Source organism: Streptomyces sp. NPDC005551 (genome assembly GCF_042871785.1).
Classification (GTDB): domain Bacteria; phylum Actinomycetota; class Actinomycetes; order Streptomycetales; family Streptomycetaceae; genus Streptomyces.
Genome location: NZ_JBIAJE010000007.1, coordinates 474,554 through 490,023 on the forward strand (window position 1 = coordinate 474,554; position 15,470 = coordinate 490,023).

The window sequence follows — 15,470 nt, forward strand, 5'->3', positions numbered from 1 at the left end:
TTCGTGGCTGGGGGGTGGTGGTGGGTGGTGGGTGGTGGGGGTGTGGGGTGGTTGAAGGGGTGGTGGGTGTGGGGGTGTTGGCTGGTGGGGGGTGTGTGGGGGGTGTGGTGGGGTGGGGTGGAGGATTTCAGAAACAGGACGGACGGTTTTCTATTGACATACCGTTCGTGCTGTTTTTGAATGGTGGGGTGCCGGTGGTGCACGGGGACGAGGGGAGACGGCGTGGACATCGATGTACTGGGTGCACTGGATGTCAGGGAGAACGGGGTCTCCATCGCTCCGACGGCTCCCAAGCCGCGTCAGGTGCTGGCGTTGCTGGCGTTGCATGCGGACCGGGTGGTGCCGGTGGATTCGCTGATTGAGGAGTTGTGGTCGGGGCGGCCGCCGCGTAGTGCGCGGACCACGTTGCAGACGTATGTGCTGCAGTTGCGTGAGCTGATCGCGGTGGCGCTGGCCGGCACGGGTGTGCGGCAGCCCGGCACGGGCGTGCGGCAGTTGGGTGCGGGCGTGGGGGAGTCCGGTGCGGGTGTGGGGCAGTTGGGTGCGGGCGTGGGGGAGTCCGGCACCGTGGGGGAGTCCGGCGCGGGCGTGGGGGAGTTGGGTGCGGGCGTGGGGGAGCCGGGTGCGGTGGGGGGTGCGGGTGTGGGGGGTCGGTGTGCGAAGGATGTGCTGGTGACGTTGCCGGGTGGTTATCTGTTGTGTTCCGGTGGTGGTACCAGTGATGTGCGGGAGTTCGAGCGGTTGGCGGGTCTGGGTTACCGGGCGATGGATGCCGGGGATTTCACGGGTGCGGCGCGTTCGTTGGCGGCGGGGCTTGGTCTGTGGTCGGGGGCTGCGTTCGCGGATGTGCAAAGTGGTGTGCAGCTGGCGATGGAGGTCAGGCGTCTGGATGAGAGCCGGCTGTGTGCGCTGGACCAGCGTATTGAGGCGGATCTGAGGCTGGGGCGTCATCGTGAGGTGCTGGCGGAGCTGACGGTGCTGACGAGTCGTTACCGTACGCATGAGAATCTGCATGCGCAGTTCATGATCGCGTTGCATCGTTCGGGGCGGCGGGGTGAGGCGCTGAGTGTGTTCCTGCGGTTGCGTGCGACGTTGGGGCGTGAGCTGGGTCTGGAGCCTTCTGCGCGGCTGCGTGGGCTGCAGCACACGATTTTGACGGCCGGGCCTGAGAGTGTGCCGGTGCCGGCCCGTGCGGTGCGTGGTGCGGCCGGTCCGCAGCCCGTGCCCCTGGCTCCGGTCCACTGACCTCATCCGGCGCCCCGGCGCCACCCCGGCGGCCGGTCCGCAGTCCGTGCCTCTGGCTCCGGTCCACTGACCTCATCCGGCGCCCCGGCGGCTGGTCCGCGGCCCGTGTCCCTGGCTCCGGTCCACTGACTTCATCCGCCGCCCCGGCGGCCGGTCCGCGGCCCGTGCCCCTGGCTCCGGTCCACTGACTTCATCCGGCGCCCCGGCGCCGCCCCGGCGGCCGGTCCGCGGCCCGTGTCCCTGGCTCCGGTCCACTGACTTCATCCGCCGCCCCGGCGGCTGGTCCGCGGCCCGTGTCCCTGGCTCCGGTCCACTGACTTCATCCGGCGCCCGGGCGCCGCCGCCTTTTGTGGAGGTATGCATCATGTCCCGTGAGCCGACGGCTCTTCCCGGCGCCGATCCCAACCCTGACCCCGGCCCGGATCCCGGCCCTGATTCCGGCGCTGATTCCGGCGCTGGTGCTGGTGCCGGTCCTGGTGCTGGTCCCGGTGCTGATTCTGGTGCTGGTTCTGGCGCCGACCCCGGCCCTGACCCCGGTGCTGATTCCGGCGCCGGCCCCGGCTCTTATCCCACCCCTGATCCCGGCGCTGATCCCACCCCGGATCCTGGCCCTTGTCCCGGCGCCGACCGTGGCGCTGACTTCGGCGCTGGTTCCGGCGCTGATCCCGGCCCGGATCCCGGTGCTGGTCCTGGCGCTGATTTCGGTGCCGGTTCTGGTGCTGGTGCTGGTGCTGGTGCTGGTGTTGATGTTCTTGGTGAGTTGAAGGCTGTGCTGGCGGGTGTGGTGGGTGCGGATGTCGGGTGTATCGAGTCCGGGCGGCCTTTTGCCGTTTATGGTCTGGATTCCCTGCTGGCTGCTGAGTTCGTGAGTGCCGTCGGCCGGCATTTCGGGGTCCGTGTCGCGGGTGGGGCGCTGTATGAGTACTGCACGCCGGCGTTGCTGGCCCGGCACTTGGTGGCTCTGCGTGAGGGTGTCCCTGCCTCCGCTGTCCGTGCTGTTCCTGCTCCGGCGGCTGTGCGGGGGGTCCTTGGGGTGCTGCGGGAGCAGCTGGCGCGGCTTCTGCACTGTGAGCCGTTCGAGATCGAGGGCGGGGCCGCTTTCGATCAGCTGGGTATCGATTCTCTGCTGGCCGCCAGTTTTGTTGCCGGCGTCAATCAGGCCTATGGGCTGGCCGAGCGTCCGGTCACGGTTCAGGAGCATCCCAGCCTCGCCGCGATGGCCGCCTACGTCGCCTCCCGCACCCGGGACGCGGCACCCCCCGCCGCCTCCGCCACCCCCGCGGCCCCCGCGGTTCCCGTGATCCCTGCAGCTGCGGCTGCGGTTGCGGCTCCCGCTGGCCCTGCGGCTCCCGCGGTGCCCGCGGTTCCCGTGGCCGTGGTCCCTGGGGTTCCTGTGGTTCCTGCCGTCCCTGCGGCTCTCGCAGTCCCTGCAGCTGCCGTGGCTCCCGTGGCTCCTGCGGTCCCTGAGGCTGTTGTGGTCCCTGCGGTCTCCGTGGTCCCTGGTGTGCCGGCTGCGGGGGGTGTGCCGTTGCCGGCGTCCGCCGCCGCGGTGGGAAAGCGGCCTGCGCTGTCCCAGGAGGAGATGCTCGCGCTCCTGGACGCGGTGCGCGGGGAGCGGATCGGTGTCGATGAGGCCGCCGCGCTCCTGACGGCCCGCCCCGCCTGACCACCACCCCGCCACCCCTCACCCGGCCACCACTACCCGGGGGCGCTACCCGGCCACCACTGCCGGGGGCGGTATCCCGCCAGCACCATCACGACGGCACCGGGCCACCGGCACCGGGCCGCCATCACGCCGTCACTGTCACGGGCCGCCGTCAGGCGGCCATCACCTGGGCAGTGCCCGGTCATTACCGCCGGGGCGGGCGGTGCCCAGACATCATCCAGTCGTTGCCGCCGGGGTGTGTCCGGCCACGATCCGGCTGTCCTCACCTGGGGGGTGCCCGGCCACTGTCCGGTCACCGCTGTCCGGGTGGCGCCTGGCCGGCCGTCACCCGGGTGGCGGCCGGTAGTTCCCCGCCGCTTCCGCCCCTGACAGCCCCAACAGCTCCAACAGCTCCAACAGCTCCGACGGGTCCGACAGCTCCGACGGGTCCGACAGCTCCGACGGGTCCGACGGGTCCGAACGAGGCCGACAGCTCCTGTGACAGCCCGGGGCCCCTGTGGTCCCGGGCCCGGACAACCCGACAGCCCTGACACCCCCGACAGCCCTGACAGTGCGGAAGGCGTGGCGGTTCCGGGCCCCGGCGGGTTCGACAGCCCTGTGGGCCCTTGTGGTCCCAGAGCCCCTGACAGCCTTGACAGTTCTGACAGTTCCGGTGGCCCCCGGCAGTTCCGATAGGTCCGGCGGCCCCGGCGGCCCCGGCGGCTCCGGCGGCTCCGGCGGCCCTGGTGGTTGTGGTGGGGGGACTGTTTGGGGGTGGGGTGGTGAACCGAGACGGACGAGGAACATGATGACGCTCACTACTCCGGGGCCGTTGGGTGCTGGGCCCCTGCCGCAGTCCCGCGAGGTGCCGGTGCCGGTGCCGGTGAAGTTGTGGTTGTGTTCCAACGATGCTCTTTCGCCCGCGGTCGCTGGTGTTCTTGCTGCGCACTGGCTTGATGAGGGTGAGCGTGAGACCGCGGCGCGTTTCCTTTTCGAGCGTGACCGGCGGCAGTATCTCCTGGCGCATACGCTGGTGCGCCGGGCGCTGGCGCTGGAGGCCGGCCTTGCCGAGGCCGAGCAGGTCATCTGGCGTTCGGCTCGGGGGCGGCCTTTCCTGCAGCCGCTGCCCGGGGGCCTGCCCCGGGGCGGGGGGCATCTGGATTTCAACCTCTCCCACGCGGGTGGTTACAGCCTGCTCGGTATCGTCCGCAGCAAACGCATCGGGGTTGATGTGGAGGGTCTGGCACGTGAGGCGCGTGCGTTGGAGACGATTCTGACCACTTTCACTGCCGAGGAGCAGGGGTGGGTGCTGGAGGAGCCGGCGGGAGAGCGGCGCAGCCGCCGGGTGCTGCGGCTGTGGACGTTGAAGGAGGCCTATTCCAAGGCCCGTGGGCTGGGACTGGCTCTGCCGTTCGATGAGTTCTCCTTCACTCTGGCCGGTGAGGGGGGTGTGCTTGCCTTCCGGCCGCCGGCCGATGACGGGGACGGGCGGTGGCGGTTTGTGGAACTGGAGCCGGTGCCGGGCGTGCTGAGTGCTGTGGCGCTGCCCGCTGACGACGGTCTTGTCCCGTATCTGGAACTGCATCACGGTTTTCCCTGGGACCGGGCCACACCCCGCGTCATCGCGCTGCCCGAGCCGGTGGGCGCATCCCCTGCCCCGCACGGGCGGTGACCCGCCGGCCCGGGAAACGACACCACCCGCCTGCTCTTCCCGCAGCCCCGGTTTCCGCACTGCTTTCGCCAGTGGTTTCGGCATGGGTTTCAGCAGGGGTTTCGCCAGTGGTTTCGGCATGGGGTTTGGGCGGGGGTTTCGGCTGTGGCCGGGGCGGGGTTTTGGGTGGGGTTTTTCGTTGTGGTCTGGGCGGGGGTTTCGGCAGGGGTTTTCATCCGGTGGCGGTGGCGGTGGCAGGCGGAAAAGGGAAGGTGTGTGTCGGGTGGGTTGTCTGCCGGTGTGTGTCCGCGACGGAATCCCGAGTTCAGTTCCGGTATGGGTGCAGGTGTTCTCGAGAGTCGACAAAAGCTGTGCGCGATACCTGACGTGGAGTGCCGCTGGAGGACCGCTACAGGGAAACGATGGCCGGGTACGCGCACCGCTAGCGTGCGTCGTGGCGGAGATTTCTGGCCACCAGAAGGAACTGGACAACGAACTCGACGAGGTGGGAGGGGCACCGTGAAGATTCAGGTTCTGGGTCCGTTGAGTGCCGAGGTCAACGGGGGATCGATCGTTCCGACGGCCGGCAAGCCGCGGCAGATTCTGTCGTTGCTGGCGCTGTATCCGGGGCGGGTCATGCCTGTTCCCACGCTCATGGAGGAACTGTGGGGGACCGAGCCTCCCGCGAGTGCGCTGACGACTCTTCAGACATACATTCTGCAATTGCGCAGACGGCTCGGCACGGCCATGGGACCGGGCGCGCCGGGCCAGGCGAAGGACGTTCTCGCCACCCGGCACGGGGGGTACCTGCTCCAGATCGACAAGAGCTGTGTCGATGTGAACCGGTATGAGGATCTGATCCGGCAGGGCCAGGGCGCGTTCGAGGCCGGTGACAACCAGTTGTCCGCGGCGTGTTTCGGGACCGCTCTGGATCTGTGGACCGGCGCGCCGCTGGTCGATGTGAAACTCGGGCCGGTCCTTGAGATCGAGGTGATGCGGCTGCAGGAGAGCCGGCTGGTCACCGTGGAGCGGCGTATTGACGCCGACCTGCGCCTGGGCCGCCATGCGGAGCTGATCGCCGAGCTGACCGAGCTGACCGCCCGTCATCCCCACCACGAGGGGCTGCACTCCCAGGCCATGCTGGCGATGTACCGCTCGGGCCGGCAGGCCACCGCGCTGGAGGTCTACCGCAGGCTGCGCATGCGGCTCATCGACGACCTGGGGGTTGAGCCCTCCCCGCAGCTGCAGCGCATGCACCAGGCCGTGCTGGCCGTGGACCCGCAGCTGGACGTTCTGGCGGGGCCGCGTCACTCCTCGACGTTCGACCTGTTCGCGGCATGAGGGACACCCCCGCCGCCACCCAGCCGGGCGTCCCGCCCGCCACCCCGCCCGCCGCCGTCGGGCACGCCGCCACCCGGCACGCCGTCGTCGGGCACGCTGCGGCCTGGTCCGTGGCCCGGCCCGCCGCCGTCCGGCCCGCCGCCGTCGGGCACGCTGCCGCCTGGCCGGTGGCCAGGCCCGTCGTCGTCCGGCCCGTCGTCGTCGGGCCCGTCGCCGTCGGGCACGCTGCCGTTCGGCCCGCTGCGGCCTGGTCCGCGGCCTGGTGTGCCGTTGTCGGGCTTTAGGCCGGGGGTTTGCTGCATCCGGGCTGTCGGTGCTCTCGTGCGGCCGGGACGCCGCCCTGGCGGGCGGCCCGGTGTTCGTGCGTGTCTGGCGGGGGTCAGGCGGCGGTCTTGAGTCGGGTCACCGTCGCCCACAGCGACGCCGGTGGGGCGAAGGTGTCCAGCGAGAACGCCTCGTCCGTGAAGCGGGTTGCGTCCAGGCTCTCCAGCGGGCCCGGCAGTTGCGCCGCGGCCGGCGAGTCCAGAGCCGAGACCCTGAGGTCGGTGTCGGCCTGAAGCGGTTCACCCGCGCCCGGGAACGGCAGATAGCCCCGCAGGAGTTCCTCGGACGTCATGTCGCAGGCCATGGCTGGTCCCACCCTTTTGTGTGCCGTCGGTTCACCGGAAAACGGTGGGGCCCGGACACCGCGCCGGACACCACCCGGCGCCCCCCCCCGGCACCACCCCCAGGCCCGTATGACCTCGTATCCCCCCGCCCCCTGGCGTCGCTGGCCCGCCCGGTGCGTGGGGGAGGGGGTGTCTGTGAGGGGTGGGGAGTCCAGCAGCACGGCGGCCGCACGCGGCGGGGCAGGGGCCGTCCGGACCGCTCCAGCAGACCCTGCCCCGGCTTCAGCAGTCCCGGCCCCGGCTCCAGCAGTCCCGGCCCGCTCCAGCAGTCCCTGCCCCCGCTCCAGCAGTCCCGGCCTGCTCCAGCAGTCCCTGCCCCCGCTCCAGCAGTCCCGGCCTGTGCTCCAGCCCTGTTTTGCTGCTCCCGTTGCTCTCGCGGGTCTTGTCGTTCTCGCGGGTGGGTGCGGGCCGTCGCCTGCGGGATGCGGGCGGGCCGGGTGCGGCGGGTGAGGTGGCGTGCGCGCGTGAGGGGCTGCTTGCGGGCCGGGTGGATGTCGTTCACGTGCAGCACCAGCGGGCTGGTCCGGCCCAGTTGGCCCAGTTGGCCCAGTTGGTTCAGTTGGTTCAGGTGAGGCAGTTGCGTGCGTTACGCCCGCTGGTGAGCGGCGTGCATGTCCCCGGCCGGCAGGTCCTGCGCGGTGTGTCCGTGCGCAAGGCCCATCGCGTGCGCACCGCGGTGCCCGCCCGCCGGCTCGGCCGGTGCACGAGCGTACTGTTGCCGCACTCCGTGGGTCCTTTTGCCAGGACGGTGCGGGGGCAGTCCTGGGTGTCGGCAGGGGCGTCCGTCATGGTCCTGATCGTTCCCGTCCTGCCGGGGCCGGCGTCATGGACCGCTCCGTCGTCTTGTCCGGGCCTTGGCCCGTGACAGTCTGATCACCTCGCCTGCAGGCGTGCTGGAGCCGCGGCGAAGCAGCGGGGTCCATCCGTTCTCCGCCACCTCTCCAGGGCCGTCGGTCATGGTGTGCGGGACAGTTGCACGGGACGACGAACCATGAAGAAGGGCCTCTCGTCATGGTGCCCACGCTGGCCGAGCCCCTCAGCGGGGCGCTGCACGAACTCCTCACCGCGCACAGTGTGCGCGAACGCAACAAGGAACTCGTCCGCGCGCTGGTCGCGGCCGGCAACCGGGGCGAGGTCAACCGGCTCACCCGCCACTGGGCGGGCCCGGAGGGAACCGGCGGGCGGGCGCTGCCCGACGGGCTGGGGCTGACGGTCGAGAGCCTGCTGGCCGACGACGACGTCGTCGCGCTGCGGGCGACCGCCCGTGCCGCGGAAGCGGCCTGGTCGCTGGTGGCGGAGCTCCGCTTCGACGCGGCGGGCCGCCTCGCGCAGTGCCACGACCTGCTCGTGCCCGCCACCGTGCCGTCCTGACACACCCCCCTCGAACCAGCGCCAACTACCGTGCGCGCGCCGTCGGTCAGGCGGGCTGGCGGGCGGTCCGCGGGCACCGGACCTCGCGGTGCGGCCCCCGGCTGCCACCACTCCGGGTTTCGCCGCAACTCCGAACCCCGCGTACGGGAAGCCCAGTTCCGCGGCACGGTGGACACCCGCCCCCCGGGGCCGGGCCCGGTGCTGCCCCGCCCGCAGCCCGCAGCCCGCCGGAGGGCCGTACGGCACCCGCCGGCCCTCGCCTGCCGGCCCCTGCCTGCCGCCTCCAGCCCCGCCCGCCGCCCGCCGGCTGCTGGCTGCCGGTTCGCTCCGCAGGGCGCAGTCGGCGCCTGCCCGCTGCCACCACTCCGGGTTTCGCCGCAGCTCCGAACTCCGCTCGCGGGCAGGGCAGTTCCAGGGCGCGGTGGACACCCGCCCCCGGGCCGGACCCGGCGCTGCGCCGCCCATTTGAGCGGGCACGGTGCCCGGGGGACGTGTATGGCACCCCGGGGTGGCAGATGCCGGGCGGGCGGGAGGCGCGCGGGACGCGTGCAGGCATGCTTGCCGCGGTGTGCCGTGCCGCCCGCTGTCGGCGCGGACGAGTGCAGGTCGCAGACGGTTCGGGGGCCACTGGAGAAAACGGACGTACGGGCCGTGCCGGAGCTAGCGTGGCAGGACCCAACGGGAGGCGCCGGCCATGGACGGAGCACCGCACCGCACCGGTACGCACCGCCGCCGCACCCGCGGCCGGATGCCTGCCGGACACCCGCACCGGCGACGCACGGCCACCCCGGACCAGGGGAGTGCACTGTGCACCCGGCCGGCGCTGCACACTGTGGCGCCCGGACGGGGGACACCGCACACACCCCGGGCAACACCCCGGGCAACACCCCGGGCAACACCCCTCGGACCCGCCGGTCCCGTACCTGCCGGTCCTGTGCCCGCCGGTCCCGTACCTGCCGGTCCCGGTTGTGCGGGTCCCGCTTCGTGCCGTGCCCGGTTGTGCCGGCTCGGGTCGGCTGCCGGGGGCGGGCCGGTGGTGATGTGCGCGTGGCTCGGCAGCGCGGGGCGCTGCATCCCGCCGGCCGGGGGCAACGCCCCTCACCGGTCCCAAAGTGCCGGTTGCCGCCGGCCCCAGGGCAATGCTCCTCACCGGCCCCAGGGCACTGCTCCTCACCGGTCCGAGGGCAATGCTCCTCACCGGTCCGAGGGCACTGCTCCTCACCGGTCCGAGGGCACTGCTCCTCACCGGCCCCAGGGCACTGCTCCTCACCGGTCCGGGGCCATGCTCCTCACCGGCCGGGTCGCCACACTCCTTACCGCTCCGGGGTGCCGGTTGTCACCGGTCCGGGGTCGAGGGTTGTCGCCGGCCGGGGGGTGCCCGGGGGGTGCCGGGGGTGCCGGGGGTGAGGGTCTGCTGAGGTGCGGGGGCAAGTGGTCCGGGTTCCGTACGGGGTTGAGTTGAGGAGGGGGAGGCGATGAACGACGGCCCGCCTGCCGGCGTATGCGCGGTGATCGACCCCGAACGGGGTGCCCACGGCGTCCTGGAACTGCACGGCCCACTGGACACCGCCTGTGTCCACCGGGCCATGCACCGCATCGCGGAGATCCGTCCCGCTGCCCGCCACAACGGGCTGCGGCTGCTGCGGCACGGCCCGGGCCTGCACAGCGTGGAACTGTCCGGCGGCGACCAGACGCCGGCGCCCGGCTGTGCGGGCCTGCTCGCCGACCTGCTCACCGCCGCGCCCGGGCCCGCCGCCGACGCTCTGCCCGGTCCCGGGGCAGGCACCGCAGCGGCCGGCCTGCCCTGCGGGACACTGCCGCGCACCGAACCTCTCACCCCCCTGCAGCAGCAGCGGCTCACCGACGCCCTCACCTGGCCCGACCACCAGGTGGAGCAGATCCTGTGGCGCTGGCACGGCCCGCTGGACACCGCACGCTTCGAAGCGGCCTGGCAGGCCGTCAGCGCGCGCGAGAGCGTCCTGCGCACCGCTTTCGTGTGGGACCCGCGCCCGCGCGCCGTCGTCTTCGACCGCGGCATCACCCACATCGACCGCCACCCCCACGGCACGCCGGCCCGGCGCGCTGCGCTGCTGGCCCGCGAACGGGCCCGCTCCTTCGACCTGCGCCGCCCCGCGCCGGTGCGCGTGACGCTGCTGGACAGCAACCCCGCCGACGCCGCGGCGCCCTTCACCGACGTACTGCTCACCTATCACCGTGCCCTGCTGGACAGCTGGAGTGTGCGGCTGCTGATGCGCGCGTGCTGCCGCGCCTACCTCGCCGGCGGTGTGCTGCCCGGCGGTGAACGCCGCCCGGCCCTGGGCGACTTCGCCCGCTGGATCGGCACCCGCAACCCCGGCCCGGGCGCCTGGTGGCGCGGCGCGGCCCGCCCGCCGGCCGTGCCCGCCGCACCCCGGCCCGCCCGCACCCCCGCCGCCGGCGCCGGCACCGGCGTGCTGCGCACGGCCCTGTCCCCCAGCCGCAGCGCACACCTGGCCCACTGGGCCGCCCAGTGGGGGGTCGCGGAAAGCAGCGTGCTCCAAGCGGTGTGGGCGATGCTCTCCTACCGGGCCCGCGGCGCGGCACCCGGGCCCGCGACCGTCGGCTTCGGCCTGGACTTTCCCGGACGGGGACTGCTCCTCCAGGGCATCGAGGGCCTCCCGGGCCCGTTCGAGAACGCCCTGCCCCTGACCGTCACCCTCGACGCGGCGCTGGGCCTGCCCGCGCTGCTGGGTGAACTGCGGGACAGGGCCATGGACATGGCGGCCTGCGAAGGGGCCGCCGCCGCGAGCCCGGCCCCCGGCAGCAGTACCGGGCGGCGGGCCGGCGGCCTGCTCGCCTTCGACTGCGGCCCCCGGCCCGAAACCGCCGGCAGCGACCTGGCCGCGCACGGGATACGCCTGGAGGAGCAGGAAGCCGCCGGAGCGCCGGCCGGATACGCCCTGCGGCTGCGCGCCGGCCACGACGCCCGCCGCGCTCTCACCCTCACCTGCGCCTACGACCGTGACCTTCTGGAGGTAGGCGCCGCCCGCACCCTGCTGGCGCACACCGCCCGGCTGCTGAGCCTGCTGCCCGCAGCCGCCGGCGCGGCCACCACCGTCGCCGACGTACTGGCCCTGCTGCCCGGCGCGGCCACACCCCCCGTCCCGGACGGCCCCGGCACCCGCGATGCGGCACCCTGGGTGGTGCTGCGCGGCGCGCTGGCACCCGCGGCGGCCACCGTGTGCCTGCTCGACGTACCGGGCGCACCGCGCACCGGGCACGACGAGGTGGTGCGCCACTACCGCGGGCCCGAGGCACTGACCGCGCTCAGCCTCACCGCCGGCCGGCACAGCGACCACGCCGCGGCCCTCGGCGCCCTGGCCCGCTCACACGGCCGGCTGGTCCTGGGCGGCTACTCCGGCACCGGCGCCCTGGCCTGCGAACTGGCCCGCCACCTCACCAGGCCCGGAGTGCGCCCGCCCCTGGTCGTAGTCGCCGGCGCCGGCCACGGCCCCGACGCGCCCCGCACCCTGGCCGGCGCCCTGCAGCAGGCGAGCGCCTCGGCCCGCCGCCACTGAAAACCCCCCACCCCCCCCGCCGCCCCCCACACACACAGGCACCCGTACAGATACAGACACCGTCCCGCACCGTCCCGCACCGTCCCGCGGCGCCCCGCACCGTCCCGCGGCACCCCGCACCGTCCCGCGGCACCCCGCACCGTCCCGCGGCACCCCGCACCGTCCCGCGGCACCCTGCGGTGTCCTGCGGTGTCGCCTGCCGTGCGGGGGCGGTGCGGGGGCGGGGCGGGGGATCATTTCCTGGGCCAGCCGATGTCGTCGTCCGACGCCGTGGCGTGCACCGCTCCCGCCCGGCCGCCGCCCTGCACCCCACCGGGGCGGCCAGAAACCGAGTGCTTCATGAACGACTCCCGTGGATGTGAACGAGAACAGTTCCCGTGATCGAGGACGGCTGGTGCCCAGGCACCACCACTGGTGCTCGAAATGTTTCCCGGATCCGTTCAAGAACCGTTCAAGAACCACTTGAGGAACACCGGAAGGCCCGGCCAGGTTCACACGAGGTCCAGGGCACAACCCATGGCAAAACATTGCCCGCCCGTTGCCCGCCCCCTACGCTCGGGGCGGCTTCGGTGGCCACCGGCGGTGACCCGCCCCGTGCGCCCCGCACCCGCCCCCACCCGTGCGTCCCAGGGAATGGTCATATGCTGCGTCAGCCCGCCTTCGGCCGCCGTCTTCGCAAACTGCGACAGGCCCGCGGGCTGTCCCAGACCGCGCTGACCGGTGAGGGCATGTCCACGGGCTACCTCTCCCGGCTGGAGTCCGGCGCACGCCAGCCCACCGAACGGGCCGTGGCCTACCTCGCCGAACAACTCGGCCTGCAGCGCGCGGACTTCGAGGAACCCGCCGGCGGCTCACTCGCCCACGCGCTGACACTGGTCGCCTCCACCCAGTCCGACGCCGCCATGGACACCCTGCGCGAGGCCCTGGCCGCCGAGGGACACGAGGTGCCGGTACTGCGCTGGCAGGCGCTGTGGCAGCTGGCCCGCCGCCGCCGCCTGCAGGGCGACCACCCCGGCGAGCGAGAGGACCTGGAGGAACTGGTCCGCCTCGGCGACGCCGTCAACCTGGTCGCCCTGCGCGTACGCGGACTGACCCGCTACGCCCGCTGCCTGCGCTCACTGGGAGAGATCACCGCCGCCCTCGACGCCGCGATGACGGCCCACCACCTCGCCCGCGAGGACGACCTGGAAACACACGACCGCGCCGCGGTACTGCTGGCCCTGGTCTCGGTGGAGGCCGAAGCCGGCCGCACACCCGACGCCCGCGCCCACGCCGACGAACTCGTCGAACTGGTCGCCGGCTGGTCCAACGCACTGTGGGCGGAAGCGATGTGGACCGCCGCGGCGGTGCGCCTGCGCCAGGGCGACCACGCCGCCGCGCAGGCCTACCTGCAAGAGGCGCTGGAGAAGTTCGACAGCGCCGAGGACCTCGTGCTGTGGCTGCGGCTGCGGCTCGCCGCCGGCCGCCTGCACCTGCAGAAACTGCCGCCGGACCCCGACGCCGCCCAACAGTGCGTCACCGCCGCCGAACGCGCCCTCGCCTTCGTCTCCACACCCGCCCTGCACCAGGAACTGACCGCGCTCAAAGCCGACCTCGCCTTCCTCACCGCCCGCTACGACGACGCCCGCCACCTGCTCGGCGAACTCGCCCAGGTCGAACCCCGCATGACCTACCGCGACCGGGTACGGCTGGACATCCTGCGCCACCAGCTGCGTATCCGCTCCGGTGACGACAGCGGCGTGCAGGGACTGCGGGCCCTGGCCGAACAGGCCCAGGCCGACGCCAACATCGACCTCGCCGCGGAGATCTGGCGCCTGCTCGCCGAATCCCTGGCCCAGCTCGAAGCCGCACGGGGCCCCGCCCCCTCCGCTTCCGGGACGTGAGCAACCCCGCCCGGCCCCCACCCGCCACCAGCACCCTGCCCGGCCGTTGGGCATCCGGCCGGGCGGCTCTCACCGTGCGGACGCGGCCAGGCGGTCCGCCGGCTCCCCGGGAGCGCGGCGCAGGACGGCCTCCGCCTGCGCCGCGCGGGCGCGGGCCGGGGTGTTGGCGCAGTCGCCGGCCTCACCGGCCCGCAGCGCGCACACACCGCTCAGCGCACCCGCGGGCACCTGCCCGGGATCAACGACGAGGAGATCGAGCAGGTCCGGCTCCCGGCCCCAGGTGAGCAGCGCCCGGTAGCCCAGCCGCTCCACCGCCCCGCACAGCACCTCCGGGTCGGGCGCGAGTACCTCCTGCGGCGCCAGGTCGATGCCCTCACGGGGATCGAAGAGTGAGCGCATGGCCGCGTACTCGTCGTGCACCCGGCGGTTGGGCACCCCGGCCACCCGCAGCACGGCCGGCCGCCGCCCCGCCAGCCGCCCGACGACAGAGGCGACGTCGGTGACGTCCCGGCCCCAGCCAAGCGCGGGCGCGCCGGCCAGGTCGGCGACCGGCTCGGCGGTGGAGAGCACCGCCTCGTAGCGGTAGCGGGTCAGCTCGTTGTGGTGCACACCCCGCTTGACCCGCACGTCGACCGCCCGCACGCCCGGCACGTCCCGGGCCAGCACGCCGAACAGGGCGGGGGCGAGCAGCAGTTCGCTCTCCTGGGCGACCTGCTCGTCGATGGCGCGCAGCAGCGCCTCCCGGTCGCCGCGGGCGGCACCCGGGCGGGCCAGCGCGACACCGGTGTGAAAGCAGCGCGCCAGATCCAGGCTGCGCAGGCCGTCCAGGAACAGCGAACCGCCCGGGGCGAGCAGCGGCAGCAGCCCCTCGATGACGGTGCGCAGGCGGGCAAGGCCCGTAAAGCGCTGGACCACCGAGTTCAGGACGATCGTCTCGAAGTGGCCGGCCGGCAGCCCGCCGGTGTCCTGCGCACCGCGGCACCGCAGCCGGACCTTGTCGGTGAGGAGCGCATCGGCCCCGGCCCGCGCGGTGAGCGCGGCGACAGCCGCCGGACAGGCGTCGGTGGCCCAGTACTCGTGGACCTCCTCGCCGCGGGCCACACGCTCCATCAGATGCCCGGCGCCCGCACCGATCTCCAGGACCCGGCGGCGCGGCAGCTCCCGGATCCGCGCCACGGTGGCCTCGCGCCACTCCCGCAGTTGCTCCGGCGGGATCGGCAGGGCGTCGTAGCTGCTGCTGCTCTGCCCGGCGCCCGCCTCCAGGGCAGCGGCCGCCGGCGGGAGTGCTTCCCGGCGCGCGTGGGCGCCCTCGTTCTCGTACCTGAGCCCGGAGATGGACATCGGCACCCGCTCCCCTTTTTCGACAGCGCCTTCCGGCTTGGCAAAACATTGCCTTCATGTTGGCAACGGCGGCCTGAGGGGGTGTCTCGCCCCGGTTGAGCGGCAGTGGAGTCGCTGGTGGCGCCGTCGCGCCGGCGTCCGTACGCAGACGGCACGTTGCCAGACACCGTCCGCACCCGGTGTGAGGCGGAGCCCCGCCGGCCGGGGAGAACACCCCCGGGAACGCCGAAGCCCCCGCGGCGGCACGGCGGCCGGCGGGGGCGTCACGAAGCGGGCACCGGGCCCGGGCGCGATCAGACGGAGGCGACCTTGGGAGCGGCGGGCCAGCCGATGTCACCGGCCGGGACAGCGGGGGGAGCGATCGGCCAGCCGATGTCACCGGCCGGGACGGCGGTGGCGACCTTGGGCCAGCCGATGTCACCGGCCGGGACGGCGGTGGGGGCGGTGGGCCAGCCGATGTCACCGGCGGGGACGGCGGTGGGGGCGGTGGGCCAGCCGATGGAGTCCGCGACGGTGACCGTCCCCGGCGCCGTCGGCCAGCCGATCTCGTCCGCGGCACTGAAGGCGCCGGCGGTGGAGAAGGCGGCGGCGGCGATGGCGGCGGCGGCGGTGGCGATCCGGGCGATGCGGTTCACGGCGGGCTCCTCGGTGTCAATTCTGTATTAGCTGCTTGGCAACCTCTTGCCTAAAGATTGGCAAGCAATTCTCGTGAATTGGTGGGGAATGGGTGGAATTTCACTCAAGATGGCCGTGAGGTGCACCCCCAAA

General features: G+C 73.3%; 11 protein-coding genes and 1 pseudogene. 9 read left to right on the forward strand and 3 right to left on the reverse strand.

The genetic code is table 11. The features are described from left to right. Window positions 1-222: 222 nt before the first annotated feature. From ACFYP4_RS22835 to ACFYP4_RS22860, 6 genes and pseudogenes are all read left to right on the forward strand, one after another. Window positions 223-1,245 carry a BTAD domain-containing putative transcriptional regulator gene (locus ACFYP4_RS22835; RefSeq protein ID WP_388787505.1) on the forward strand — a complete coding sequence of 341 codons (1,023 nt, stop codon included), beginning with the start codon at window positions 223-225 and terminating at the stop codon, window positions 1,243-1,245. A 371-nt stretch (window positions 1,246-1,616) separates the two neighbouring features. Beyond that, complete coding sequence (locus ACFYP4_RS22840; protein ID WP_388787508.1) at window positions 1,617-2,009, forward strand: hypothetical protein; 393 nt, start codon at window positions 1,617-1,619, stop codon at window positions 2,007-2,009. Between the two features lie 20 nt (window positions 2,010-2,029). Further along, window positions 2,030-2,464, forward strand: a pseudogene (locus ACFYP4_RS22845) (phosphopantetheine-binding protein); the annotation flags it as partial. A 1,231-nt stretch (window positions 2,465-3,695) separates the two neighbouring features. Next, a complete protein-coding gene (locus ACFYP4_RS22850) occupies window positions 3,696-4,562 on the forward strand; it encodes a 4'-phosphopantetheinyl transferase family protein (RefSeq protein WP_388787511.1) in 867 nt (288 codons plus the stop codon). A 498-nt stretch (window positions 4,563-5,060) separates the two neighbouring features. Further along, a complete protein-coding gene (locus ACFYP4_RS22855; RefSeq protein ID WP_358853669.1) occupies window positions 5,061-5,882 on the forward strand; it encodes an AfsR/SARP family transcriptional regulator in 822 nt (273 codons plus the stop codon). Next, window positions 5,879-6,166, forward strand: a complete 288-nt coding sequence (locus tag ACFYP4_RS22860; protein ID WP_388787514.1) for a hypothetical protein — start codon at window positions 5,879-5,881, stop codon at window positions 6,164-6,166. Before ACFYP4_RS22855 ends, ACFYP4_RS22860 begins: the two co-directional genes overlap by 4 nt. A 95-nt stretch (window positions 6,167-6,261) precedes the next feature. Here the strand turns inward: ACFYP4_RS22860 and ACFYP4_RS22865 are convergent, their stop codons facing one another. Beyond that, a complete protein-coding gene (locus ACFYP4_RS22865; protein ID WP_388787517.1) occupies window positions 6,262-6,510 on the reverse strand; it encodes an acyl carrier protein in 249 nt (82 codons plus the stop codon). A gap of 1,051 nt (window positions 6,511-7,561) precedes the next feature. On the opposite strand from ACFYP4_RS22865, the gene ACFYP4_RS22870 reads away from it, so the two are divergent. From ACFYP4_RS22870 to ACFYP4_RS22880, 3 genes are all read left to right on the forward strand, one after another. After that, window positions 7,562-7,921, forward strand: a complete 360-nt coding sequence (locus ACFYP4_RS22870) for a hypothetical protein (protein WP_358853667.1) — start codon at window positions 7,562-7,564, stop codon at window positions 7,919-7,921. A 1,475-nt stretch (window positions 7,922-9,396) separates the two neighbouring features. Next, entirely contained in the window at window positions 9,397-11,478 is a 2,082-nt protein-coding gene (locus ACFYP4_RS22875) for a condensation domain-containing protein (RefSeq protein ID WP_388787520.1), read from the forward strand. A gap of 641 nt (window positions 11,479-12,119) precedes the next feature. Then, window positions 12,120-13,361: a helix-turn-helix domain-containing protein gene (locus ACFYP4_RS22880; protein WP_358853665.1), complete on the forward strand. Its 1,242-nt coding sequence runs from the start codon at window positions 12,120-12,122 to the stop codon at window positions 13,359-13,361. 69 nt (window positions 13,362-13,430) lie between these two features. Here the strand turns inward: ACFYP4_RS22880 and ACFYP4_RS22885 are convergent, their stop codons facing one another. Continuing rightward, window positions 13,431-14,702 carry a methyltransferase gene (locus tag ACFYP4_RS22885; protein ID WP_388787523.1) on the reverse strand — a complete coding sequence of 424 codons (1,272 nt, stop codon included), beginning with the start codon at window positions 14,700-14,702 and terminating at the stop codon, window positions 13,431-13,433. A 293-nt stretch (window positions 14,703-14,995) separates the two neighbouring features. After that, window positions 14,996-15,337 (reverse strand): hypothetical protein, encoded by a 342-nt coding sequence (locus ACFYP4_RS22890; protein WP_388787526.1) that lies wholly within the window; start codon window positions 15,335-15,337, stop codon window positions 14,996-14,998. Window positions 15,338-15,470 lie beyond the last annotated feature (133 nt).